At 59.1% G+C, this 21716-nt stretch carries 20 protein-coding genes and 1 pseudogene; 12 read left to right on the top strand and 9 right to left on the bottom strand.

Annotation, left to right across the window (positions count from 1 at the left end; all coding sequences use genetic code 11):
• Positions 1-57: 57 nt before the first annotated feature.
• The 9 genes from ccmA to ccmI all read left to right on the top strand — a co-directional run bounded on the left by ccmA (position 58) and on the right by ccmI (position 7633).
• On the top strand, positions 58-687 hold the full coding sequence (gene ccmA, locus JNM42_RS04730; protein ID WP_294266963.1) for a cytochrome c biogenesis heme-transporting ATPase CcmA: 630 nt from the start codon (positions 58-60) through the stop codon (positions 685-687).
• A 163-nt stretch (positions 688-850) separates the two neighbouring features.
• A complete protein-coding gene (gene ccmB, locus JNM42_RS04725; protein ID WP_294266961.1) occupies positions 851-1519 on the top strand; it encodes a heme exporter protein CcmB in 669 nt (222 codons plus the stop codon).
• A 140-nt stretch (positions 1520-1659) separates the two neighbouring features.
• Positions 1660-2418, top strand: coding sequence for a heme ABC transporter permease (locus JNM42_RS04720; RefSeq protein WP_294266958.1), 759 nt, complete (start codon positions 1660-1662; stop codon positions 2416-2418).
• Positions 2419-2522: 104 nt separating this feature from the next.
• The gene (ccmD, locus tag JNM42_RS04715) at positions 2523-2720 is read left to right on the top strand and encodes a heme exporter protein CcmD (protein WP_294266955.1); all 198 of its coding nucleotides are present in this window, start codon (positions 2523-2525) and stop codon (positions 2718-2720) included.
• A gap of 3 nt (positions 2721-2723) precedes the next feature.
• Positions 2724-3203, top strand: a complete 480-nt coding sequence (ccmE, locus tag JNM42_RS04710) for a cytochrome c maturation protein CcmE (protein WP_294266953.1) — start codon at positions 2724-2726, stop codon at positions 3201-3203.
• A gap of 142 nt (positions 3204-3345) precedes the next feature.
• Positions 3346-5337 (top strand): heme lyase CcmF/NrfE family subunit, encoded by a 1992-nt coding sequence (locus JNM42_RS04705; RefSeq protein WP_294266950.1) that lies wholly within the window; start codon positions 3346-3348, stop codon positions 5335-5337.
• Positions 5338-5346: 9 nt separating this feature from the next.
• Entirely contained in the window at positions 5347-5931 is a 585-nt protein-coding gene (locus JNM42_RS04700; RefSeq protein ID WP_294266947.1) for a DsbE family thiol:disulfide interchange protein, read from the top strand.
• Complete coding sequence (locus JNM42_RS04695; RefSeq protein ID WP_294266944.1) at positions 5928-6392, top strand: cytochrome c-type biogenesis protein; 465 nt, start codon at positions 5928-5930, stop codon at positions 6390-6392. The genes JNM42_RS04700 and JNM42_RS04695 overlap by 4 nt, the downstream gene beginning before the upstream one ends.
• Positions 6392-7633, top strand: coding sequence for a c-type cytochrome biogenesis protein CcmI (gene ccmI / locus JNM42_RS04690; RefSeq protein WP_294266941.1), 1242 nt, complete (start codon positions 6392-6394; stop codon positions 7631-7633). The genes JNM42_RS04695 and ccmI overlap by 1 nt, the downstream gene beginning before the upstream one ends.
• A 171-nt stretch (positions 7634-7804) precedes the next feature.
• Here the strand turns inward: ccmI and JNM42_RS04685 are convergent, their stop codons facing one another.
• Positions 7805-8089, bottom strand: coding sequence for a hypothetical protein (locus tag JNM42_RS04685; protein ID WP_294266939.1), 285 nt, complete (start codon positions 8087-8089; stop codon positions 7805-7807).
• A gap of 355 nt (positions 8090-8444) precedes the next feature.
• On the opposite strand from JNM42_RS04685, the gene JNM42_RS04680 reads away from it, so the two are divergent.
• Together JNM42_RS04680 and JNM42_RS04675 are read left to right on the top strand one after the other, a co-directional pair.
• Positions 8445-9143 carry an HAD hydrolase-like protein gene (locus JNM42_RS04680; protein ID WP_294266937.1) on the top strand — a complete coding sequence of 233 codons (699 nt, stop codon included), beginning with the start codon at positions 8445-8447 and terminating at the stop codon, positions 9141-9143.
• 716 nt (positions 9144-9859) lie between these two features.
• Positions 9860-11209, top strand: coding sequence for a serine/threonine-protein kinase (locus JNM42_RS04675; RefSeq protein ID WP_294266935.1), 1350 nt, complete (start codon positions 9860-9862; stop codon positions 11207-11209).
• Between the two features lie 612 nt (positions 11210-11821).
• Here JNM42_RS04675 and JNM42_RS04670 read toward each other — a convergent pair.
• From JNM42_RS04670 to JNM42_RS04640, 7 genes and pseudogenes are all read right to left on the bottom strand, one after another.
• Positions 11822-12984, bottom strand: a pseudogene (locus tag JNM42_RS04670) (IS3 family transposase); the annotation flags it as partial.
• A gap of 111 nt (positions 12985-13095) precedes the next feature.
• Complete coding sequence (locus tag JNM42_RS04665; RefSeq protein ID WP_294266932.1) at positions 13096-13710, bottom strand: tetratricopeptide repeat protein; 615 nt, start codon at positions 13708-13710, stop codon at positions 13096-13098.
• A gap of 444 nt (positions 13711-14154) precedes the next feature.
• Positions 14155-15423 carry a dihydroorotase gene (locus JNM42_RS04660; protein ID WP_294266926.1) on the bottom strand — a complete coding sequence of 423 codons (1269 nt, stop codon included), beginning with the start codon at positions 15421-15423 and terminating at the stop codon, positions 14155-14157.
• 4 nt (positions 15424-15427) lie between these two features.
• Positions 15428-16417 (bottom strand): aspartate carbamoyltransferase catalytic subunit, encoded by a 990-nt coding sequence (locus JNM42_RS04655; protein WP_294266923.1) that lies wholly within the window; start codon positions 16415-16417, stop codon positions 15428-15430.
• Complete coding sequence (pyrR, locus tag JNM42_RS04650) at positions 16410-16916, bottom strand: bifunctional pyr operon transcriptional regulator/uracil phosphoribosyltransferase PyrR (protein ID WP_294266920.1); 507 nt, start codon at positions 16914-16916, stop codon at positions 16410-16412. Before pyrR ends, JNM42_RS04655 begins: the two co-directional genes overlap by 8 nt.
• On the bottom strand, positions 16894-17388 hold the full coding sequence (gene ruvX, locus JNM42_RS04645; protein ID WP_294266917.1) for a Holliday junction resolvase RuvX: 495 nt from the start codon (positions 17386-17388) through the stop codon (positions 16894-16896). The genes pyrR and ruvX overlap by 23 nt, the downstream gene beginning before the upstream one ends.
• Positions 17381-17950: a YqgE/AlgH family protein gene (locus tag JNM42_RS04640; protein WP_294266914.1), complete on the bottom strand. Its 570-nt coding sequence runs from the start codon at positions 17948-17950 to the stop codon at positions 17381-17383. The genes ruvX and JNM42_RS04640 overlap by 8 nt, the downstream gene beginning before the upstream one ends.
• A gap of 47 nt (positions 17951-17997) precedes the next feature.
• Between JNM42_RS04640 and JNM42_RS04635 the strand changes: the two genes are divergently transcribed.
• Entirely contained in the window at positions 17998-19446 is a 1449-nt protein-coding gene (locus JNM42_RS04635; RefSeq protein ID WP_294266911.1) for a deoxyribodipyrimidine photo-lyase, read from the top strand.
• On the opposite strand, the gene JNM42_RS04630 is transcribed toward JNM42_RS04635, so the two are convergent.
• On the bottom strand, positions 19424-21716 hold a 2293-nt coding region (locus tag JNM42_RS04630; RefSeq protein ID WP_294266908.1), incomplete at its 5' end, for a response regulator. The two genes, JNM42_RS04635 and JNM42_RS04630, sit on opposite strands and share 23 nt — an antisense overlap.

Raw genomic sequence — 21716 nt, 5'->3', positions numbered from 1 at the left:
TCCAAAGTTAAACTGGATGCTGCACACTGCGGTCTTCCCCTCCCTCGAATCCCCTGCATGCTTGAAGTTTCCAACCTTGAATGTATTCGCGGCGAACGACGCCTTTTTGCCGGGGTCGGATTCCGGCTGGACGCCGGCGAGATGCTTTATTTGCAGGGGGCCAATGGTTCAGGCAAAACCAGCCTGCTGCGCATGCTCTGTTCGCTGTCGCCCGCTGAGGAGGGTGAAATTCGCTGGCGCGGTGAATTGATCGGCAAGCTCGGCGAGGATTATCGCCGCGAGCTGTGTTATCTCGGACACCTAAACGCCATCAAGGAAGAACTGACGCCGCTGGAAAACCTGCTGGCCTCGGCCAGGTTGGCCGACGAAGCGCTTGACGAAGGTGCCGCGCTCGACGCGCTGGAGCAGGTCGGTCTGGCCGGGCGCGAGGATCTGGCCTGCCGTTACCTGTCGCAGGGGCAGAAGCGCCGTGTCGCCCTGGCGCGGCTGGTCAATGAGCGACGGGCACTGTGGGTACTGGACGAACCTTACGTGGCGCTTGATTCGTCGGCGATCGAACGAGTCGCCGGATTGATCGGAGCCCATTTGCAACGCGGCGGGCTGGCGGTGCTGACCACGCATCAGGCAGTCGCGGTCGCCGCCGGCAAGATTTGCGAGCTGGTTCTGGCGCCGGGTGGACGAGCATGACTGAAAAATCCACCACAAAGGCGCAAAGAGGCAAAGCTAACGTAAAGAAAGCCGATGACTTGACTTTGCCTGGCCTTCCTTGTCGCTTCCTTTCTCTTTGCGCCCTTGCGTTGGAAGTCTATGGCCGACGAACCGGCACCTGTACGACGAGTGGGCCAAGAAGATGCTGAAACTCGTTAGTGCCATCATCAGCCGCGATCTGCGTCTGGCCATGCGGCGACGGGCCGACATCGTTTCGGCGCTGTTCTTTTTCATCATCGTCGTCAGCCTGTTTCCGCTCGGCGTCGGCCCGGAGCCGGAACTGCTGCGCAAACTGGCGCCGGGCGTGCTGTGGGTTGCGGCGCTGCTCGCCACCATGCTCTCGCTGCCGCGCCTGTTCGCCGACGACCATCGCGATGGCACCCTGGAGCAACTGGCGCTGGCACCGCAGCCACTGGGTCTGATCGTACTTGGCAAGGTGTTGGCGCACTGGCTGGTTTCGGGCCTGCCGCTGGCGCTGCTGACGCCGGTACTGGGCCTCCAGTTCGACCTGTCTACCGACGCCCTGTGGGTGCTGACCTGTTCGCTGCTCATCGGTACTCCGGCGCTGTCCGCTATTGGTGCCATCGGTGCGGCGCTGACGCTGGGAGTGCGTGGCGGCGGCGTGCTACTGTCGCTGCTGGTTCTTCCCCTGTATATTCCGGTTCTGGTTTTCGGCGCCGGTGCGGTCGATGCGACGGTGACCGGCCTGGGCGCACAAGCCCATCTGTCGCTGCTCGGCGCACTGACGCTGGCTGGCGTGTTTTTCGCACCGTGGCCAACGGCAGCGGCTTTGCGCATTGCTTTGGAGTAAGTGGCGTAAAAACGTAAGCACTTTCAACGCAGAGACGCAGAGTGCGCAGAGTTTTCCGAGAGGATCGCCACTCAGCCAAGGAATAAATGCCGATTTTCTATGCGGCCCCTTCGTTAGAAGAGGTTTCAACTTTTTTCTAAATGGATAAACGATTGATCAACTGGTTCAGATTCGCCAGCCCGCAAGCCTTCTACCCACTCGCCGGGAGGATGATTCCGTGGTTCTGGGCGCTGTCCGCCGTGTTCGGCATTGCCGGCTTGTATGTGGGTTTTCTCGTGGCGCCGACCGATGCGCAGCAGGGCGAGGGCTACCGCATCATCTTCCTGCACGTGCCGGCGTCGTGGATGTCGATGTTCATCTACCTGGTGATGGCCTTCTGGGCCGGGCTGGGGCTGGCCTTCAACTTCCGTCTGTCGGGCATGATGGCCACGGCGCTGGCGCCGACGGGAGCGCTGTTCGCCTTTCTGTCACTGTGGACCGGCGCCTTGTGGGGCAAACCGATGTGGGGTACCTGGTGGGTGTGGGACGCCCGCCTGACCTCCGAACTGATCCTGCTTTTTCTCTACGTCGGTTTCATCGCCCTGCAGTCGGCGATTGACGATCCGCGCCGCGCCGACAAGGCCGGTGCCATCCTGGCGCTGGTCGGCGTGGTCAACATTCCGATCATCTATTTCTCTGTGAAGTGGTGGAACACGCTGCACCAGGGTTCGTCGGTCAGCCTGACCAAATCGCCCTCGATGGCCATGACCATGCTCATCGGCATGCTGCTCTGTGCCCTGGCCTGCTGGATGTACGCCATCGCTGTCGCGCTGATGCGGGTACGCACCATCATGCTCGAGCGCGAGCGGCACACGGAGTGGGTGCGCGAGGAGTTGGGAGCGAAGGCCAAGGAGCAATAAAATGATGAACGCAGCAAGTCGCCAGCCTCCTGAACCCAGCGTAAGCCCTACACCGCCTGCCACTTATTCTCCCGACTCCTCACTCCTTACACATCACTGACCCTATGTACTGGAACAGCTTTTCCGAATTTCTGGCCATGGGCACCCACGGCATCTACGTCTGGGGTTCGGTCGGCGTCATGGCACTCCTGATGGTGCTGGAACCGGTTCTGCTGGTTCGCGGTCAGAAGAGTCTTGTCGCGCGCCTGAAGCGTCAGTTTCGTGCCGAGAAGACTGAACGTTCAACACAATCCCAAAGGTAAGCATTGAAAACACGTCACAAGCGTATCGCGCTGATCATCGGCGGGCTGGCCGTTCTCGGCCTTGTCGTCGCGCTGGTACTCAACGCCTTCCAGAGCAATCTGGTATTCTTTTTCTCGCCGACGCAAGTGGCGGCGGGCGAGGCGCCCAAGGGCAAGTCGTTCCGCATCGGCGGCCTGGTCAAGGAAGGTACGATCAAGCGCGAAGCCGACGGTGTCACCCTGCGTTTTGTCATGACCGACACCGAGCGGGACATGATCGTCGCCTACAAGGGAATCCTGCCCGACCTGTTCAAGGAAGGCAAAGGCGCGGTCGCCCAGGGCAAGCTCGGCGAGGACGGCGTTTTCGTCGCCAGTGAAGTACTTGCCAAACACGACGAGAACTATATGCCGCCGGAAGCCACCAAGGCGCTTGGCGATGCACAGCAGCGCGCTGCAGCGAACAAGGCGGCGGTTGAGGCTACGGCCAAAACGGTTAAGCAGTGAGGAGTTGGGAGTGAAGGGTGAGGAGGTATGATTCGATGTGCGCAAGAAACCAACGGAATATCGAGCACATCGAGACAGGCAAGGCACCACTCGCTTTTGCTCCCGACTCCTTACTATTCACTCCTCACCAGGTTACCGTCCCATGATTCCTGAACTCGGTCACTTCGCTCTCATCGTCGGGCTGTGCGTGGCACTCCTCCAGGGTACGTTGCCACTGTTTGGCGCCCATTGGCGACGGCCGGAATGGATCGCGCTGGCGCGTCCGGCAGCGATGGCGCAGGCGTTGCTGATGGCGGTGGCCTTCGCCTGCCTGACCACCGCCTTCGTACAGAACGATTTTTCGGTTGTCTATGTGGCGCAGCATTCGAATACCTTGCTGCCCTTGCCGTATCGGGTGGCAGCCGTGTGGGGTGGGCATGAAGGTTCGCTGCTGCTTTGGGTGGTGATGCTGGCGATGTGGACGCTGGCGGTGTCGCTCTTCTCTAAGCAACTCCCGGACCCCATGGTGGCCCGCGTACTCGGTGTGCTGGCGCTCGTCACGGCCGGTTTCCTGCTCTTCATCCTGATCACCTCCAACCCCTTCGAACGCCTGCTGCCGGGTGCCGAGGAAGGGCGCGACCTCAACCCGCTGTTGCAGGATCCTGGGTTGATCATCCATCCGCCGATGCTCTACATGGGCTATGTCGGTTTCTCGGTAGCCTATGCCTTTGCCGTTTCCGCCCTGCTTTCCGGCCAGCTCGACGCCGCCTGGGCGCGCTGGTCGCGTCCGTGGACGACGGCCGCCTGGATTTTCCTGACGCTGGGTATTGCGCTCGGCTCGTGGTGGGCGTATTACGAACTCGGCTGGGGCGGCTGGTGGTTCTGGGACCCGGTCGAGAATGCCTCGTTCATGCCGTGGCTGGTCGGTACCGCGCTGATTCACTCGCTGGCGGTGACGGAGAAACGTGGCAGCTTCAAGAACTGGACGGTGCTGCTGGCCATTTCCGCTTTCTCGCTTTCGTTGCTCGGCACCTTCCTCGTGCGTTCCGGCGTGCTGACCTCGGTGCATGCCTTTGCCACCGATCCGCGTCGCGGCATCTTCATTCTCGTTTTTCTGGTTGCCGTGATCGGCAGCTCGCTGGCCCTCTTCGCCTGGCGTGCGCCCAAGGTTGGTCTGGGTGGCCGTTTCGCCCTGCTCTCGCGCGAATCGCTGCTGCTCACCAACAATGTGCTGCTGGTCGTCGCCTGTGCCACGGTATTGCTCGGCACGCTCTATCCGCTGCTGATCGACGCCCTCGGTGCCGGCAAGCTGTCGGTCGGACCGCCTTATTTTGATTCGGTCTTTGCTCCCTTGATGATCCCGGCCCTGTTCCTGATGGGCGTGGCGCCATTCGCCCGCTGGAAGCAGGCCAGTTTCGGCGAACTGGCACGCACCCTGCGCTGGGCCTTTGCCGCTGCTGCAGTTGTGGGACTGGTGGCACCCTTCTTCTTCGGCGAATGGAAGCCGCTGGTGGCCTTGAGCCTGCTGCTGGCGGCGTGGATCGTTTTTTCGGGGTCGCTCAACCTGGTCGAACGCGTGCAGTCCACGCGCGCCGGCCAGCCTTTCCTGACCGCCGCGCTGAAGCAGCCGCGCAGCTTTTTCGGCATGCACACCGCCCATGTCGGCATCGCCGTCTTCGTCGTCGGCGTGGCGATGGTCAATGGCTATCAGGCCGAAAAGGACGTGAAGATGGAGGTCGGCGATAGCGTAAGCGTCGGTGGCTATACCTTCCGCTTTAACGGCGTGCGGCAGGAGAAGGGGCCGAACTACGTGGCGCTGGTCGGCGACATCGATCTGTTGAAGGGCGACAGGACGATACGGAAAATGAATCCGGAGAAACGCAACTACGTTTCGTCATCGATGCCGATGACCGAAGCGGCGATCGACACCGGCTTCCTGCGCGACGTCTACGTCTCGCTCGGCGAACCCATCGACAAGGCCAGGCCGGACGCGGCCTGGGCCGTGCGCGTCTATCACAAGCCCTTCGTTGACTGGATCTGGGGCGGCTGCGTGCTGATGGCGCTCGGTGGCCTCCTGGCGATGACTGACCGCCGCTATCGCAGCAGGTCGCGCGTCGCTTCAAGCATCGACGGCGCGCTGGCGCAGAAAGCTTAAAGACACTTCATGAATCGATTTCTCTGGCCGCTGATCGGCTTTGCTGTACTCGTTGTCCTGCTGGCCGTCGGACTCAATCTCAACCCACGCGATGTGCCCTCGCCACTGGTTGGCAAGCCGGCACCGCTGTTTTCGCTGGCCCGGCTCGATGCACCGGAGCAGAACTTCTCGCCGCAGGACATGCTCGGCAAGGTGTGGCTGCTCAACGTGTGGTCGACCTGGTGCGTCTCCTGTAGGCAGGAGCATCCGGTGCTGGTCGACATGGTGAAAAACAATAGGGTGACGCTGGTCGGCCTCAATTACAAGGAAGTGCGCGGTGATGGCGGGCTGGATGCGGACAAGCTCGACGCAGCCGCCGAAAGGAAGCTGGCGCTTGAGCGTTCAAATGCCTGGCTGAAGCAACACGGCAATCCTTACCGCCTTTCGGTGCTGGACCTCGACGGGCGCGTCGGCATCGACTACGGTGTTTATGGCGTACCGGAAACCTACCTCATCGACAAGGCCGGCATCATCCGCATGAAGCACACCGGCCCGATCAGCCGCGATGATTTCTCAGGCAAAATTCTGCCGCTGCTTGCAGAGTTGTCGAAATGAAAGTCTTGATCATGGCAATCCTGCTCGCGTTGTCGGCAGCGCAGTTGCATGCCAAAGAAGCTGCACCGCTGGCTCAGGACGAGGCCACCGAAAAGCGCCTGGTGGCGATTTCATCCGAATTGCGCTGCCTGGTCTGCCAGAACGAATCGCTGTCCGGTTCGCATGCCGAACTGGCCAACGATTTGCGCCGCGAAATTCGCACGCTGATCCAGCAGGGCAAGAGCGACGCCGAAATAATGGACTTCATGGTCAGCCGCTACGGCGATTTTGTTCGCTACCGGCCACCGCTCAAGGGAACAACCCTGCTCTTGTGGTTTGGTCCGGGGCTGCTCCTGGTGGGTGGCCTCGGCGCACTGGTTCTCTACTTGCGCCGCCGTAGCAAGGCGATCAACGATTCGCCGCTCAGCACAGAAGAACAGCAACAGGCCGAGCGCCTGCTGAACGTCAAAGAACCTCGATAATGTCTGCCACGACCGGTTTCATCCTCGCCGCCGCACTGCTTGTCCTTGCCATACTTGCCATTCTGCTGCTGCCGCTTTGGCGTGCGCCCAGGGCCTCTAGTGCCATTGATCGGCGTCAAGCCAATCTGGACATCTTTCGCGATCAATTAGGCGAACTCGAACGCGAGCGGAGCGCAGGTGCGCTCGCCGAAGCCGATTTCGAGCAGGCGAAGACTGAATTGCAGCGTCGTCTGCTTGAAGAAGTCCAGCCCGAGGCGGTGGCTCAGGAACGTACCGGTGGACGCAAGACTGCGCTGGCCCTGCTCATTGCCATCCCGCTGGCGGCGACGGCCGGTTATTTGATCCTCGGCAAACCGGAAGCGCTTGATCCGCTGCAGACGCAGGCGCGAGTCAGCCCGCAGCAGATCGAATCGATGCTGGGCAATCTGGTAGAGAAACTCAAGGCGAATCCGGACGACAGCAAAGGCTGGGTCATGCTGGCGCGTTCCTACAAGGTGCTGGGCCGTTTTGCCGAGTCTGCCGAGGCCTACAGCCACGGCGGTGCGCTGGTCGACGCCGAACCGGTGTTGCTGGCCGACTATGCCGAAGTGCTGGCGCAGACACAAGGCGGCAGTTTTGATGGCAAGCCGGGCCAACTGATTGCCCGTGCGCTGAAGATTGATCCGGACGAACCGCAGGCCCTGTTCCTGGCTGGCACTGCGGCCAGTGAACGCAAGGACTTTTCTGCCGTAGCCGAATACTGGGGGCGTCTGCTACCGCAGCTCGAACCCGGCTCGGAAGAGGCAGAGACACTCGCGGCGGCGGTAACCAAGGCACGCGAAATTGCTGCCCAGATGAACGAAAAAACTGGCATAAAAGAGGGCAGCGTCAAGCTGTCCAAAGAGGCAGCTGCCCGCAAGGAATCCATCAGTGGCGAGGTAACGATCAGCGGCAAGGTTGCTTCGCAAGCCAGACCCGACGACCTGCTCTTTGTTTTTGCGCGTGCCGAAGAAGGCTCGCGCATGCCGCTCGCCGTCATGCGGACGCGGGTGGCCGATCTGCCGCTCACTTTCCGCTTTGACGATTCAATGGTCCTGCCGGGCGGAAAGAAAATTTCCGAGTTCAGGACGGTCAGTCTCGAAGCGCGGGTCGCCAAGGCGGGCAAGGCGCAAAGTTCAAGCGGCGATCTCTTCGGCAGCATCAAGGGCATCAAACCCGGCAGCAAGAACAACAAACTGGTGATCGATCAGGTTCAGCCCTGAGATCGGTGAGAATTTGCAACAAACGTCATTCCGGCGCACCCCAGGGGTATTTCCTTCGGGGCAAAAGCCGGAATCTGACCGCAGGGAATGCAGAGCCAGAAAACCAAGGCAATGGACACCGGCCTCTGCCCAGAAGGTAACACGGTTGCTGGGATGCGCCGGCGTTACGGCTTACTCAGCGTTTCCCTGAATGGCACTGTGGTTACTGCTCTTGGGCGGCATGACTCGCCAACGAATTTTCGCCGATTCGATGTTATCCATCCTGATGCCGTTGGTCATCGGAATTTCCGCCGACTCACCGTCGATCCATTTTTGCCCGCATCGAATGCAGGTAGCATCCCAGCCATATCTGGGCGTATAAAATTTCAGCAATCGCGTCCGCTGTTTGCAGCCTGGACAGGTCCGTGCGTGCGCCTCTTTTGCCGTTGAGCCTGGAGCGTAAATATGTAATTTCATCCTTGGCCTCCTGTGTCAAACAATATCCTCGCGGAATCAGGGTCAATTTTTCCCAACGCTTAACCCATTGAATTACCGTGGCCCGAGGCCAGGCTTCGCGCTCATTCCGGGCTTGCCCCGGAATCCAGTTCGTTCATCAAAATAGATTAACGCGACATGTATCGCAGGCCGAAAGCTACTCAAACCAGATGACAATAGTGTGACGCCTTGCTGAATTTTTAAGGGCAACAAACATCCAGCGAGCCGGGCGGGCACGCTTGAGTGCCCTGTGCGGGAATCCGGCGGCTGGCAAATCTGTGACACATTTCATCGTTTTGTCATCGCATTGTCACAAGCGCGATGTAAGTTAGCGGCCATGACCCTGTACGCAAACCGGGAACGGCTGGTTATCTTTGACGCCGATGGCACGATCATCGACGCATTCAACGCCATTGAGCAGACCTTTCTGACTCACGGCATGGCCATTGGCGACCTTGAACGCTTTCAGAAGCGCCGCAAACTGTTGAAGTATCTCGGTGGCCTGCGCGAATTCCCGACCAACTTACGCCGCCAGTTCGGCAAGCAGAACCGCAAGCGCTTGCTGGCGACGCTGACTGAGTTCTACCGCAACGAAGCTTCGCTGTATCCGGGTATCGTCTCCTTGCTACGAGTACTTCTGGCGGCTCCCGATATCCGTGTCGGTCTGGTCACCCGCAACGTGACCGTGGAGCCGGAGGTAACGCTAACCTGCCTGTTTCAACGTCATGGCATCGACCTTGGCGATTTCGATTATTTCGCCTGCATTCCTCTGCGCGAGGAGAAGACCGGGCAACTGAAACGGGCACGCGAACGTCTGGCCATCAATCCGGCGCGCGCTTACGCCTGTGGCGACGAATACAGCGACTATATGGCGGCGATCGGCGCCGGTATGTATCCCTTCGTCGTCGCCTATGGCTTCGAGGACAGCGAACGACTGATCGGCGACTTCGGCGTGCCACGCGAGGTCATTTCGACTTCGCCGGAGGAGTTTTCCAGACGCCTGCTGCATGCCCTCGATTTGACGGCCGAAGCTTGAGAACGACGATGCGCGTGCATCAAGTCGATGCCAGTATGCTTAACCTGAAAACCTCGTTCATACAGACAAAATGCGCTGAGAGTCTGTGAAAAAACAATACTGCCTGATTTCCACGCTCGTCACCCCGGCGGAAGCCGGGGTCCAGTTCGTTTATCTGATTTTTTGAATGGATATCAGAGGAAGGTACTGGATTCCGGCTTTCGCCGGAATGAGCGCGAAGCCTGGCCTCGGGCCACGGCTTGGGAGGTGTTTATCTATCAATTCACAGCCTCTGAGGCCAATTCCTGACGATCATCGCCAGTTGCTTCCGCTATGCACCGATTACCCGCTACAAGGCCATAAGTTACGCGGCCCGAGTTTGACAGATCGCCCTGTTGTAATGGGTGCAAATGGATGTCGTTTTGGTATCCATGATCTCGGCGAATGCCGTTTAGATAAGCCCGGAAATCCTCAGTCTCATCGCCGGAATCAATGAATTCAAGGGCGCCTGGCGTGCGCTCGGTACGCTGGCGCCGGATCGTCTAGCAGGGCCACAAGAGACAAGACCCCCTTGCTACCCTTTTCAGTGTTTCGCCAGCGCTCGCTTTTCGGGAAATCCACCCCGCCCCCTTTTCGTTTCTTTTGAAGCACAGCGCATTGTTCGTTGTTGACAGCCCCCGGTCGCCCACTAGAATCGGAGTCCTTGACTGCCACTGCATTCCCTCCGGACAACGCACATGCCACAGCAGCAACTCGGCCGCTATGAAATCACCGCAACGCTCGGAAGAGGAGCGATGGGCGTCGTTTACAAAGCCCATGATCCGCTCATCGAACGCATCGTCGCAATCAAGACGGTGGCTTTCGCCGGCCTCTCCGAAACGGAGGCCGAGGAATTCGAACAACGCTTCTTCCGGGAGGCCAAATCTGCCGGCCGCCTGAATCACCCGAACATCGTGACCATTCACGATGTCGGTCGCAGCAACGGGCTCGCCTACATCGCCATGGAATTTCTATCCGGCCAATCGCTGCGAGCGCTCCTCAATAGCGGCGCCCCCCTGTCCTTCGAGCGGATGATCGATATTGTCAGTGCCATTGCCGACGGTCTCGCTTTCGCCCACGCGCATGGCATCGTGCACCGTGACATCAAGCCGGCCAATATCATGGTGCTTGAAAACGGCGTCGTGAAAATCACCGATTTCGGCATCGCGCAACTGCTCGGCGGATCGTTGACCATGACGGGCTCCGTGCTTGGATCGCCCAAATACATGTCGCCGGAGCAGGTGGCCGGCCAGAAAGCCGATGGCCGTGCCGACATTTTTTCGCTCGGCACCGTGCTCTATGAAATGCTCACCGGGCAGCCCCCGTTCTCCTGCGACAACTTGCACGCGACGATGTATCAGGTCGTACACAAGACACCGCCGCCGCCGTCGAGTTGCTGCCCCGGCCTGCCTGCGGATTTCGACGCAATCGTTGCTCGGGCGATGGCCAAGGACCGCTCCGCTCGCTATCAGGATGCCTCCGAAATGGCGGCCGATCTGCGCCGGATGCTGCGTTCCGGAAGCGCGACCCTGTCTGGCGAAGCGCGCGGGCAAATCGCTGTTGCACAACCCGCCAACGACGCATGGGCAACAGCGATAACAGACCAGCAGCGGCAGAATTCCAGCAGTCTGCGTCTGGGGGCAATCGCTGTCACACTGTTATTGCTCACCATAGCTTCAACTGTTTTCCTGTTGCGCTCGCCGTCACCGACGATGACGCCGGTCGCCGATCAAACAAGCAATCTGCCCACGCCGCCTGAACCGGACCTCGCAAAGCAGCAACCCGCCGAGCCCAAGTCCGCCGCCGCAACAACGCCGACAGATTCCGCAGCTGCGCCAAAGACCCGCCGCGATACCCCACCCTCCGTCAAGGCGATACCAGCCAAGAACTGGAAGGACGCCTTGAACGCCGAACTCAAGGCATGCAGAGAGGAGTCCGTATTCAGCAGGATCGTGTGCATCGAAAAGGCGCGCTGGAAGCATTGCCCAGGACATTGGGGCACCATCGACGACTGTCCTTCGAACAAGGCAGGGCAGAAAACGCCCTGATTGTCGCCACATAATTGCCTGGTTTGTCAGCCTTTTGGCGTTAGAACTCACGCCTTCGCGCCGATTTGAAGTTCAGCTTGCAGGCGCATTACAAATGCGGCTAAAGCGAGCTTCTCCGAAACCCGTTCGCTCCCGACGCTGAACGGGTTTTTTGCTTTTAGTTAAATCGTGCCTGGCCCCAATGGCACTACCTTAGGCCAATGACATCGTACGAATAGTCAACAGAGCACGTCACAACGGCGAACGCCGCTATCCAGAATGGTGCCCCGCTACTGGGTCCCGGCTTTTGCCGGGACGACGCTTTACATCCAGCCTGTCTTGGCAACTGCTTGTTGTGGAACGAAAATAGCTGATGTTAAAAGCTTAAGGTAGTGCCATTGGTGCCTGGCCCCTTATTATGCACTTTAAAGTGGATCCCATAGTCAAGACAGAATCCTGCCGGGTTTAAGCTGGGCATTCAACTTCACATGCAGCTGGACGGCGCTGCCCCGGTTTTGACTTTGCTTTGGTTTCTGCTGTTGCTGTTGCTTCTGTTGTTGCCCTTACTTTTGATCTTGCTGTTGCGGGGGAAGAACCCCCTGTGGAGCGTAGCGGAACAGGGGGTTCTTCCCCCGCGCCGCCAAATTTATCCACGATCACTGCACCACCCCCTGTCCCGGTTCGATACACGACATCGGGCGTCTCCTGGCCGAGCGACTGGTGCGGACGCTCGCCGTTGTAGAAGGCGAAATACCCGGCCAGCCCGACCATCAAGTCGCCCATCGTGGCATAGCCTTTCAAATAGACGTCTTCGTACTTGACGCTGCGCCAGAGCCGCTCGACAAAGATGTTGTCGAATACCCGCCCCCGGCCATCCATGCTGATCACAATGCCTTCACGTTCCAGCACGCCGGTGAAGGCAACACTGGTGAATTGCGAGCCCTGATCGCTGTTGAAGACTTCGGGCTTGCCGTGGGTACGCAAAGCGTCCTCAAGACAATCGACGCAGAATACCGCTTCCATGCTGTTGCTGATCCGCCAACTGAGCACCCGGCGCGAGTACCAGTCGATGATCGCCACCAGGTAGGCAAAGCCACGCGGTAACCGGATGTAGGTGATGTCGGTACTCCAGACCTGGTTGGGCCTGACCACCGGAACGCCGCGCAGCAGGTAGGGATAGACCTTGTGCTCGGGGTGCGGGCGGCTGGTGTTGGGCCCCGGCGCCATGCCGGCCAGTCCCATCAGCCGCATCAGCCGTTGTACCCGCTTGCGATTGACGACGTGGCCCGCTGTGTCGAGAAATATAACCATCCTGCGGGTGCCATAGAACGGATGCCGGGTGTACTCTTCGTCGATCAGGCGACTGTGCAGCAGATCGAGTTCATCGACTCGATGAGGCGCCTTCTGCGCATAGAACGTGGCGCGGGATACGCTTGCCAGATGGCATTGCTGAACCACGGCCATCCCATTACCTTGATCGATCCACGCTTGCCTCTTCATGACAGGCTCATCCCGGACTTTTTTTTGAGCCAGTCAAGTTCCACCTTCAGCTTGCCGATCTCGCTGTACAGCAGATCTGGCTCCTGGTGCGCTGCCATCGGCTTGGGCCCTCGCTTGCCTTCAAACAGCGTTTTGGCCTGTTCCAGAATTTCCTTCTTCCAATCCCCAACTTGACCTGGATGAACACCGTACTCCTGGCCAATCTCGTTGATCGTCTTCATCCCGCGAACCGCCTCCAGACCAACCTTCGCCTTGAACTCAGGGGAGTGCACCTTCCGCTTCTTCGCTTCTCTCATCGCTTCGTTCCTCATAACAGCGTACAGCTTAAACCGCTGTCTTGAAAACGGGGACCACTATACTTTTCGGAAAATCGACCCTGGCCCCTTTTACTCTTCTATCCGAAATGCTCAGTCATTCTGGTTATTGGCGTACTTGTCCAGCGCTTTCAGCAGATTTCCCGGTCTTGCAATTTCTCGCGTCAAGTTCTGTGCGGCCTCGATTCCCATGTTCGACATCAACTTACTTAGTCGGGCACGATTGGCAGTAGCTGGGTTAGTATCTGACGGATCGATTGATGCTGAAAGGTTATAGAGCGCATACGCGGCGACACGATTTGAGGCTACGCTTTGGCCGTTTTCGTACATTTCGCCGAGATTGTTCTGAGCGTCGGCAACCCCCTGACCAGCCGCGAGGCGATACCACTTTATGGCTTCCTTGTAGTCTTTGGGTACGCCTCGACCGTCGGCGTACATCCCGCCGAGATTGTTCTGAGCGTTGGCATGCCCCTGACCAGCCGCGAGGCGATACCATTTTATGGCTTCCTTGTAGTCATCGAGTATACCTTGGCCGATGAAGTACATCACGCCGAGACGGAACTGAGCTTCGGCATCCCCCTGCGCTGCAAGCAGTCTGTATTCCCGCAACGCCGTGGCGAAGTCTTTCTTTTTGTAGGCAGCTTTGCCTTCGACCAGCCCGGCCAGCACAATGCTTGGCATCATCGAACAGGAAAGGCTTAGTGCCATTAGTATGACGCGCAAACGGTATATCATTTTCCCCATCGGATTTCTTGATACGTTAGTTTGCGGCGTATTCTATCGGAATGTTTGCGGCGACAACAGCGATTTTGAGATGTTTGGTGATGGCCGGTTTAAGATCGTAGCCGAAGTTCAATTCTATAAACTTTTACTGTCTTCAGCGTCTCTTGATGACCGAAAATTACTGGCCAGCCATTGTAGCCCACCGTCGACTTGGCCAATTTGCCGCCTTAGCATTTCATTTTCAAGGCACGGTTTGCACGGAACGGGCTTTCGGCATTCTGCGGCAACCAACCATGGATCACTCAAGACGAAGAACTATCACGTTTGTTCACGATGGATCGAGCCAAGCGCATTAGGCCAATAGCTATTTAAACGAATAGCATGCCCTGGGTCCAATCCCTATGGCGCGAAAAAAACAGAAAGTACAGCTTAAATTTCATAAACAACACGCCCGCCGACCAGAGTAGCATGCACCCGGCCAGCCATTTCGTAGCCCATGAAAGGCGTGTTCTTGCCCTTGCTGCGCAGCGTTTCCGTTGTTACCTGCCAGGGCTCGAGCGGATCGAAGACACAGAGGTCGGCAGGACGGCCAACGGCCAGCGAACCGGTCTCGATGCCAAGGATCGCTGCTGGATCGCAGGTAATTCTAGCCAGTGCGGTGAGCAGGGGGAGTCCGGCTTCCTCGGCCCATTTCAGGGTCAGGGGCAGCAACAGTTCAAGTGCGGTGGCACCAGGCAGCGCTTCGGCAAAGGGGAGTAGCTTGCCGTCCTCGTCGACCGGCGTATGGTCAGAGCAGACTGCCGCCAGCCCTTCGGCGGCCGCTGCACGCAGCGCGTCGCGGTCGCTCCCCGAGCGCAGCGGCGGATCGAAGCGCGCCTGGCTGTCGAAGTAGCCAATATCCATTTCCGAAAGATGGAGGTAGTGGATGGCCACATCGCAGGTGACCTTCAGACCGTTACGCCGTGCCTCGCGCACCAGAGCGACGCCTGCCGCCGACGACAGCCGCGCCAGATGCAGTCGGACCCCGGTTTCATTGGCCAGTTGAAGCGCCGTGGCGATGGCCACCGTTTCGGCGCAGACCGGAATTCCGGCCAGGCCCAGCCGTGAGGCCACCTCGCCGTCGTGGGCAACGCCGTCACGGGCCAGGTAATGATCCTGCGGCCGAAGGCGGATGGCGAAATCGAAGTTGGCGGCGTATTGCATGGCGCGCAGCAGGATCTGCGTGTCGAATATCGGGTGCTTGGCCTGCGAGAAGGCGATGCAGCCGGCACGCTTGAGACTGACCATTTCGGAGAGTTTTTCGCCGGCCAGTTGCTGGGTCAGTGCGCCGATCGGGAAGACCCGCGCCAGACCGAGTGCTTCGCTGTGGCTCACCAGACGTTCGACCAGTCCCGGCTCGTCGAGCGGCGGCTTGGTATCGGGCGGGCAGGCGACGGCGGTGACCCCGCCGGCCACAGCGGCGAGCAGCTCCGGTTCGAGGCTGGCCAGTCGCGTCGACAGATCGACGAAGCCGGGGCAGACAATCAGGCCGCTGGCATCTAGCGTCCACTCGGCAGTGAAATCGGCCGGGGGCTCGCCGATGGCCGCGATGCGGGCGTTGGCAATGAACACATCGGCCATCTCGTCGAGCCCATTTTTCGGGTCGATCAGCCGACCGTTCCGGATGTGGATTCTTGTGTCCTTCAATTCGTCGCGCATCGCCTCAGTTCCCCGCCAGAATGCTCATGACCGCCATGCGCACCGCGATACCGAAAGTAACCTGCGGCAGGATGACCGCTTGCGACCCGTCGGCAACCTCGGAATCGATTTCAACACCGCGATTCATCGGCCCCGGATGCATCACGATGGCGTCCGCTTTGGCCAGCGCCAGTGTTTTCGGCGTCAGTCCGTAACAGTCGAAGTATTCGCGCGCGGAAGGCAGCAGCGCGCCATTCATGCGCTCGTTCTGCAGGCGCAGCATGATGATCACATCGCAGTCCCTGAGCCCTTCGCTCAGGTCGTGGAAAACACGCACGCCCATTTTTTCAACCGCCACCGGGAGAAGGGTTTGCGGGCCAACGGCGCGAACTTCGCCCGTACCGAGGGTGGTCAGCGCATGAATGTCGGAGCGGGCAACTCGTGAGTGAAGAATGTCGCCAACGACAGCGACGGTCAGATTGGTCAAATCCTTCTTGTAGTGGCGGATCGTATAGGTGTCAAGCAGCCCCTGCGTCGGGTGCGCATGGCGCCCGTCTCCGGCATTGACCACGTGCACATCGGAGCGGCCAATACGGTGCAGGTGTTCGGCGATCAGGTAGGGTGCGCCGGAGGCGGCGTGGCGGACGACGAACATGTCGGCATGCATGGCCACCAGATTGTCGATGGTGTCGAGCAGGGTTTCGCCCTTGGCGGTCGAAGATCGGCCGACATCAAGATTGATGACATCGGCGGAAAGCCGCTTGGCGGCGATCTCGAAGGTGGTACGGGTGCGTGTCGAATTCTCGAAGAAGAGATTGAAAACGCTCTTGCCGCGCAGCAGCGGCACCTTCTTTACGTCACGGTCGGAGACTTCGAGGAAGCTCGACGCGGTGTCGAGGATGTGCGTCAGTATTTCACGGGGCAGGCCATCGATCGATAGCAGGTGGTTCAGTTCGCCTCTGGCGTTGAGTTGTGGATTGCGATGCGGTGGGATGTGCCACGCCGGTTTATGCATGCTCGGCACGCCTCCATTGCAGCCGTCCCGCCGCGTCAGGTTCGAGAACAAGCTCTTCATCTTTACCCAGTTCGGGTTTCCAGGTGCAGAACTCGGCGAAGATCGGCAACTCGCGTCCGCCGCGATCCGCGAGCACGGCGAGCTTGATGCTGGCCGGACGACCGTAATCGAACAGCTCGTTGATTGCGGCGCGCGTGGTACGGCCGGTAAACAACACATCATCGACGAGAATCAGCGAGCGGCCTTCCACATCGAAGGGAATCGAGGTCGGCTTGATTTGCCGATGCAGACCCTTCTCGCCAAAATCGTCGCGGTGAAAGGATACGTTGATCAGGCCGACTTCACTGGGCAGTTCGAGCAATTCACGCAGACGACGGGCAATCCAGGCGCCTCCGCTGTGAATGCCGACCAGCACTGTGTTCGCCTGTAAATGCGGGCGGATCAGTTCGGCCAATTCGGCACATTGCGTTTCGGCGTCAGGCAGCTTGGTGAGTGGCATGGTGTTGGTGGTCCTTGGCGTCTTCGGCAATGCGTTCAAAGTAACACTGCAGGATGATCTGGGCGGCCAGCGCATCCAGGTGCTCCCTGGCGTTTTTTGCCTGGTGACCGCAGTCGCGCAGCCGTTCTTCGGCTTCGACCGAACTGAGGCGTTCTTCGGCGTATTCGACAGCCAGGCCAAAGCGGCCACGCAACTGGTTGGCGAAACGAATGCAGCGCGCGGTCATGGCGTGTGCTGTGCCGTCGAGGGAGACCGGCAGACCGACGACCAGACTCGCGGGTTGCCATTCACCGATCAGTGCGGCGATGGAGGCGAAGCGCTCGGCATTGGCTTCGCTGCGAATCGTCGTCAGCGGGTGCGCCTGCCCGAGCTCCCGCTCGCCGACAGCGACGCCAATGCGTTTTTCGCCGAAGTCAAAAGCGAGTACGGTGCCGCGTTGGGGCCTGGCGGCATCATAGGCAGATTCAGGCATGGCCGGCGTGCTCGGCGAGATGGGTGAAATCGATACCTAGAATCTCCATCGCTGACGGGAGCCTTTCTTCGTAGGTAAGGTCGAACAGAATGTGCGGGTCAGCCGGCACGGTGAGCCAGGCATTCTGTGCCAGTTCGTGTTCAAGCTGACCGGCTCCCCAGCCGGAATAGCCGATCGTAACAACGATTTCGTGCGGTTGCCCCTGGCGGGCAACGGCCTGCAGGACATCGCGCGAACTGGTCAGGCCAACGTCCTGATTGACCGCCAGCGTCGATTGCCATTCGCCGACCGGTCGATGCAGAACAAAGCCGCGATCGGTTTGTACCGGCCCGCCAAAAAAGACCGGCAGATTGGCCATGTTAGTTGACGCTACCGACTCGAAGGGCACGTCGATTTTCTCGAAGAGGGTTGCCAGATTCATGTTGATCGGGCGGTTTACAATGATGCCGAGGGCACCCTGATCGTTGTGTTCGGCGATGTAGATCAGGGACTTCGAAAAGTAAGGATCGTCCATCGCCGGCATGGCGATGAGAAAATGGTCGGTCAGGTTGATGCTGTTCATGATGCATCTATTCTAATCGCCGACGGCGGCAGATACAAAGGTAATCCATGCTCGATTCGGTTCTTGTCTGGTTTCGTCGCGATCTGCGCGACACCGATCATGCTGCCCTCTGCGAGGGGCTACGGCGAGCGCGGCGCGTTCATTGCGCATTCGTCTTCGATAGCGAGATCCTGGAGGTACTGCCTTCACGGACGGATCGCCGCGTCGAGTTCATTCGTGAGTCGCTGGTCGAACTCGATCTGGCCTTGCGCCAGCGCGGTGGCGGCCTGATTGTTCGCCATGCGTGGGCGTCCAGCGAGATTCCCCGACTGGCCAGTGAGCTTGGCGTAGAGGCAGTGTTCGCCAACCGCGACTACGAGCCGCAGGCCAAGGCACGCGATGCGAAGGTTGCGGCGGCATTGGCCGATCTCGGAATCGGCTTTGAGCTATTCAAGGACCAGGTGGTTTTCGATGGTCCCGAGGTGCTGACCCAGGCCGGACGACCGTATACCGTCTTTACACCCTACAAGAATTCTTGGCTGAAGCGCCTGACCGATGACGATCTGGCTGCCCACGCGGGCGAAAGTGGCCGGCTGCTCGTGACCTCAAGTGCAAATGGCGTACCCTCGCTTCAGGACATCGGCTTCAGGCCAGGCAATTTGCGACAGCTAGGCATCGTTCCGGGACTCTCTGGCGCACGGTTACTGGTTGACGACTTCCGCCAGCGCATTCGGCGTTATCGGGAACAACGCGATTATCCGGCGATCAAGGGCGTGTCCTATTTGTCGGTAAATCTGCGTTTCGGGACTGTTTCGATTCGTAACCTGGTTTCCATCGCTTGCGCCGAAGGTGCCCTGGCCGGTAATGAAGGTGCTTCAACCTGGCTTTCGGAACTGATCTGGCGCGATTTTTATTTCATGATTCTCGATCGCTTCCCGCATGTCGCTGAACGCTCGTTCAAGCCGGAATACGATCGGATTGCCTGGGAGCAAGGTGAAAATGCCGAGCGCCTTTTTGCCGCCTGGTGTGAGGCGAGAACCGGCTATCCGCTGGTCGATGCGGCGATGCGTCAGTTGAACGGCACCGGCTACATGCACAACCGTTTGCGTATGGTTGCTGCCTCGTTTCTGACCAAGGATCTGGGAATTGACTGGCGTTGGGGTGAAGCCTGGTTTGCCAGACAACTGAATGATTTCGATCTGTCGGCCAACAATGGCGGCTGGCAATGGGCGGCGTCAAGCGGCTGTGATGCGCAGCCGTATTTCCGCATTTTCAATCCGCTGACGCAATCCGAACGTTTTGACCCGGAGGGACGTTTCATCCGCCGTTACCTGCCGGAGCTGGCTGCCGTGCCAGACAAGTTCATTCACGCACCGTGGCGCATGAGCGGCGCCGAACAGTCGGCCTGCGGGGTGATTGTCGGGCGCGATACGCCGCTGCCGCTGGTCGACCACGGCCAGGCGCGACTGAGGACACTGGAGCGCTACGCCGTGGTCAAGCGTGCCGTTGCTGTTTGACGTATTCCGCCACAAGCTGCAGTAATTCCTCTTCTTGATACGGTTTGCCAAGGTACTGATTGGCACCGATTTCAAAGGCGTAGGCGCGGTGCTTGCTGGCGGTGCGCGAGGTGATCATGATGATCGGAATGGCCTTCAGGCGCTCGTCGGCGCGTATGTTCCGGGTCAGATCAAAACCGTCCATGCGCGGCATTTCGATATCGACCAGCATGACATCGGGAATCACATCGAGCAAATGCTCCAGGGCATCGACACCGTCCTTGGCGAGTATGACCTGATAGCCTTCACGCGCCAGCAGGCGACCGGTTATCTTGCGCACGGTCAAGGAATCGTCGACCACCATCACTGTCGGCAGCGTGGCGGTCGCCGTTTCGCCGTCAGGGAGTGCAGGCGTTGCCGGAACCGGGGCGTTCAATTCGCCTGTCACTGTGCGTGTGCTCAGTGCCACCGGGTTGAGGATCAGTACGACCTGGCCGTTGCCGAGCACGGTAGCACCATCAACGCCGATAACACGGGCGAGTTGGGGGCCGATATTCTTGACGACGATTTCCTGGTTGCCCTGCAGTTCATCGACCTGAACTGCAATCCGCCGCGTACCGCTGCGCAGTAGCAGGATCCAGTATTGACGATGTTGTTCAGGTAGTGCTGAGGTGTCGCCGAGCAGATGCGGCAGGAAACTGAATGGATAGTGCTGTCCCATCCATTCAGCTTTGCCCGCATCGCGAATGCGGGTCAGTGTGGCTTCCTTTAGATCGAGTACCTGCTCGATCATCACAGACGGGATGGCATAGCGTTTGCTGCCGACACGTACGAGTAGGGCTTTGGTCACCGCCAGTGTCAGAGGAATGTAAATGCGGAACTCAGTGCCCTGACCGGGGGTGGAAATAATTTCGATGCGGCCACCCAGGCTGCTTACCTCGGTCTTGACAACATCCATGCCGACGCCACGACCAGCGAGCTGCGATACTTTGCTTGCCGTTGAGAACCCGGGGGTAAATATCAGATCCGCGAGGTGTGCCGTGTCCACTACTTCATCAGCACCCAGTAACCCGGATTCGATGGCGCGTATGCGAATACGCTCAAGGTCGAGTCCGGCACCATCATCCGAGAAGCTGAGGATGATTTCGTTGCCTTCCTGCTTGAGTGCCAGTGATATCTCGCCAATGTCCGGCTTGCCTCGCGCCACCCGGACTTCGCGTTCTTCCAGTCCGTGAGCAACAGCGTTACGCAGCATGTGCTCAAGAGGGGCGCCCATCTTGTCCAGCACGCTACGATCAAGCTCGACCTGGCTGCCACTGATTTCAAGGTTGACACGCTTGTTAAGTTCTTTGGAGGTTTGCCGGACAACGCGGTAAAGTCGATCAGCCAGGCTGCCGAAGGTAACCATACGTACGGCCAACAGTTCCTGTTGAACTTCCCGGTTCAGGCGAGCCTGGGCAATGATTGCGGCGTTGGCATCGTCAAGGTTCTTGAGCAGGTTCTGCTGGACAGTGGCTACGTCATTAACCGACTCGGCCATCATCCGGGTGAGTTCCTGGAAGCGGGTAAAACGATCCAATTCCAGTGGATCGAATCCAGCATGTCGTTCATCGGTCTGCGCGGTACGCGATTGCATTTGCGACTCGGCCTGAATTTCGATTTCTCGCAACTGTCGACGCAGACGGATAACGTTTTCTGTCAGGTCAAGCAGCGATTCCTTAAGGCTGCGCATTTCGCCTTCAATGCGCGCACGAGCAATTGACAATTCACCGGCTTCATTGACCAGTCGGTCAATGAGATCGGCCCGAACGCGCAAGGTGGCACGTTGAGAAGCCGCATCGCCTTCAACTTTGGTATCGGCAAGGCGCAATCGATTATCACGGCGTTTCTCGGTGACTACAAGGGGTTCCGGAGTGCTACCTGGCCCAGCTTCTACAGTGGTCTCGGCAACAAGCTTCTCGACCGGTGCGCCAGAGGGCTGTTCAAGCAACTCGCCAAGTTGCAGACGTTCAATGATGTGCAAAACAGAATCATAGGCATTGACGATTTCGTCAATGACTTCGGGTGGCGCATTGCCGGCTTTATTGGCTTGTTCAACGTGCGTCTCGATGGCGTGCGTAATTTCACCCAGATTCATTGCGCCAGCCATCCGCGCGCTTCCCTTGAGGGTGTGCAACAGACGCGTCAGCATGCGCACGGCTTCGGCATTGCCCGGTTCACTGCGCCAGGCGCGCAATTGGGTGGCGATACCCTGGTTCAGGTCGAGCGCTTCTTCGAGGAAGATGGGTAGC

The sequence above is a fragment of the Propionivibrio sp. genome, assembly GCF_016790145.1.
Taxonomy (GTDB): domain Bacteria; phylum Pseudomonadota; class Gammaproteobacteria; order Burkholderiales; family Rhodocyclaceae; genus Propionivibrio.
Note: the sequence above shows the minus strand (reverse complement) of the source record. Positions and strands in the feature narration are given on the sequence as shown.

Coding starts and splice junctions, on each gene's coding strand:
- ccmD (WP_294266955.1), top strand. CDS start 2,523: ATGTACTGGAACAGCTTTTCCGAATTTCTGGCCATGGGCACCCACGGC.
- JNM42_RS04695 (WP_294266944.1), top strand. CDS start 5,928: ATGAAAGTCTTGATCATGGCAATCCTGCTCGCGTTGTCGGCAGCGCAG.
- pyrR (WP_294266920.1), bottom strand. CDS start 16,916: ATGCCACTCACCAAGCTGCCTGACGCCGAAACGCAATGTGCCGAATTG.
- ccmI (WP_294266941.1), top strand. CDS start 6,392: ATGTCTGCCACGACCGGTTTCATCCTCGCCGCCGCACTGCTTGTCCTT.
- JNM42_RS04635 (WP_294266911.1), top strand. CDS start 17,998: ATGCTCGATTCGGTTCTTGTCTGGTTTCGTCGCGATCTGCGCGACACC.
- ccmB (WP_294266961.1), top strand. CDS start 851: ATGCTGAAACTCGTTAGTGCCATCATCAGCCGCGATCTGCGTCTGGCC.
- JNM42_RS04705 (WP_294266950.1), top strand. CDS start 3,346: ATGATTCCTGAACTCGGTCACTTCGCTCTCATCGTCGGGCTGTGCGTG.
- ccmA (WP_294266963.1), top strand. CDS start 58: ATGCTTGAAGTTTCCAACCTTGAATGTATTCGCGGCGAACGACGCCTT.
- JNM42_RS04675 (WP_294266935.1), top strand. CDS start 9,860: ATGCCACAGCAGCAACTCGGCCGCTATGAAATCACCGCAACGCTCGGA.
- JNM42_RS04665 (WP_294266932.1), bottom strand. CDS start 13,710: ATGGCACTAAGCCTTTCCTGTTCGATGATGCCAAGCATTGTGCTGGCC.
- JNM42_RS04685 (WP_294266939.1), bottom strand. CDS start 8,089: ATGAAATTACATATTTACGCTCCAGGCTCAACGGCAAAAGAGGCGCAC.
- ruvX (WP_294266917.1), bottom strand. CDS start 17,388: ATGCCTGAATCTGCCTATGATGCCGCCAGGCCCCAACGCGGCACCGTA.
- JNM42_RS04640 (WP_294266914.1), bottom strand. CDS start 17,950: ATGAACAGCATCAACCTGACCGACCATTTTCTCATCGCCATGCCGGCG.
- JNM42_RS04720 (WP_294266958.1), top strand. CDS start 1,660: ATGGATAAACGATTGATCAACTGGTTCAGATTCGCCAGCCCGCAAGCC.
- JNM42_RS04655 (WP_294266923.1), bottom strand. CDS start 16,417: ATGCATAAACCGGCGTGGCACATCCCACCGCATCGCAATCCACAACTC.
- JNM42_RS04680 (WP_294266937.1), top strand. CDS start 8,445: ATGACCCTGTACGCAAACCGGGAACGGCTGGTTATCTTTGACGCCGAT.
- JNM42_RS04700 (WP_294266947.1), top strand. CDS start 5,347: ATGAATCGATTTCTCTGGCCGCTGATCGGCTTTGCTGTACTCGTTGTC.
- JNM42_RS04660 (WP_294266926.1), bottom strand. CDS start 15,423: ATGCGCGACGAATTGAAGGACACAAGAATCCACATCCGGAACGGTCGG.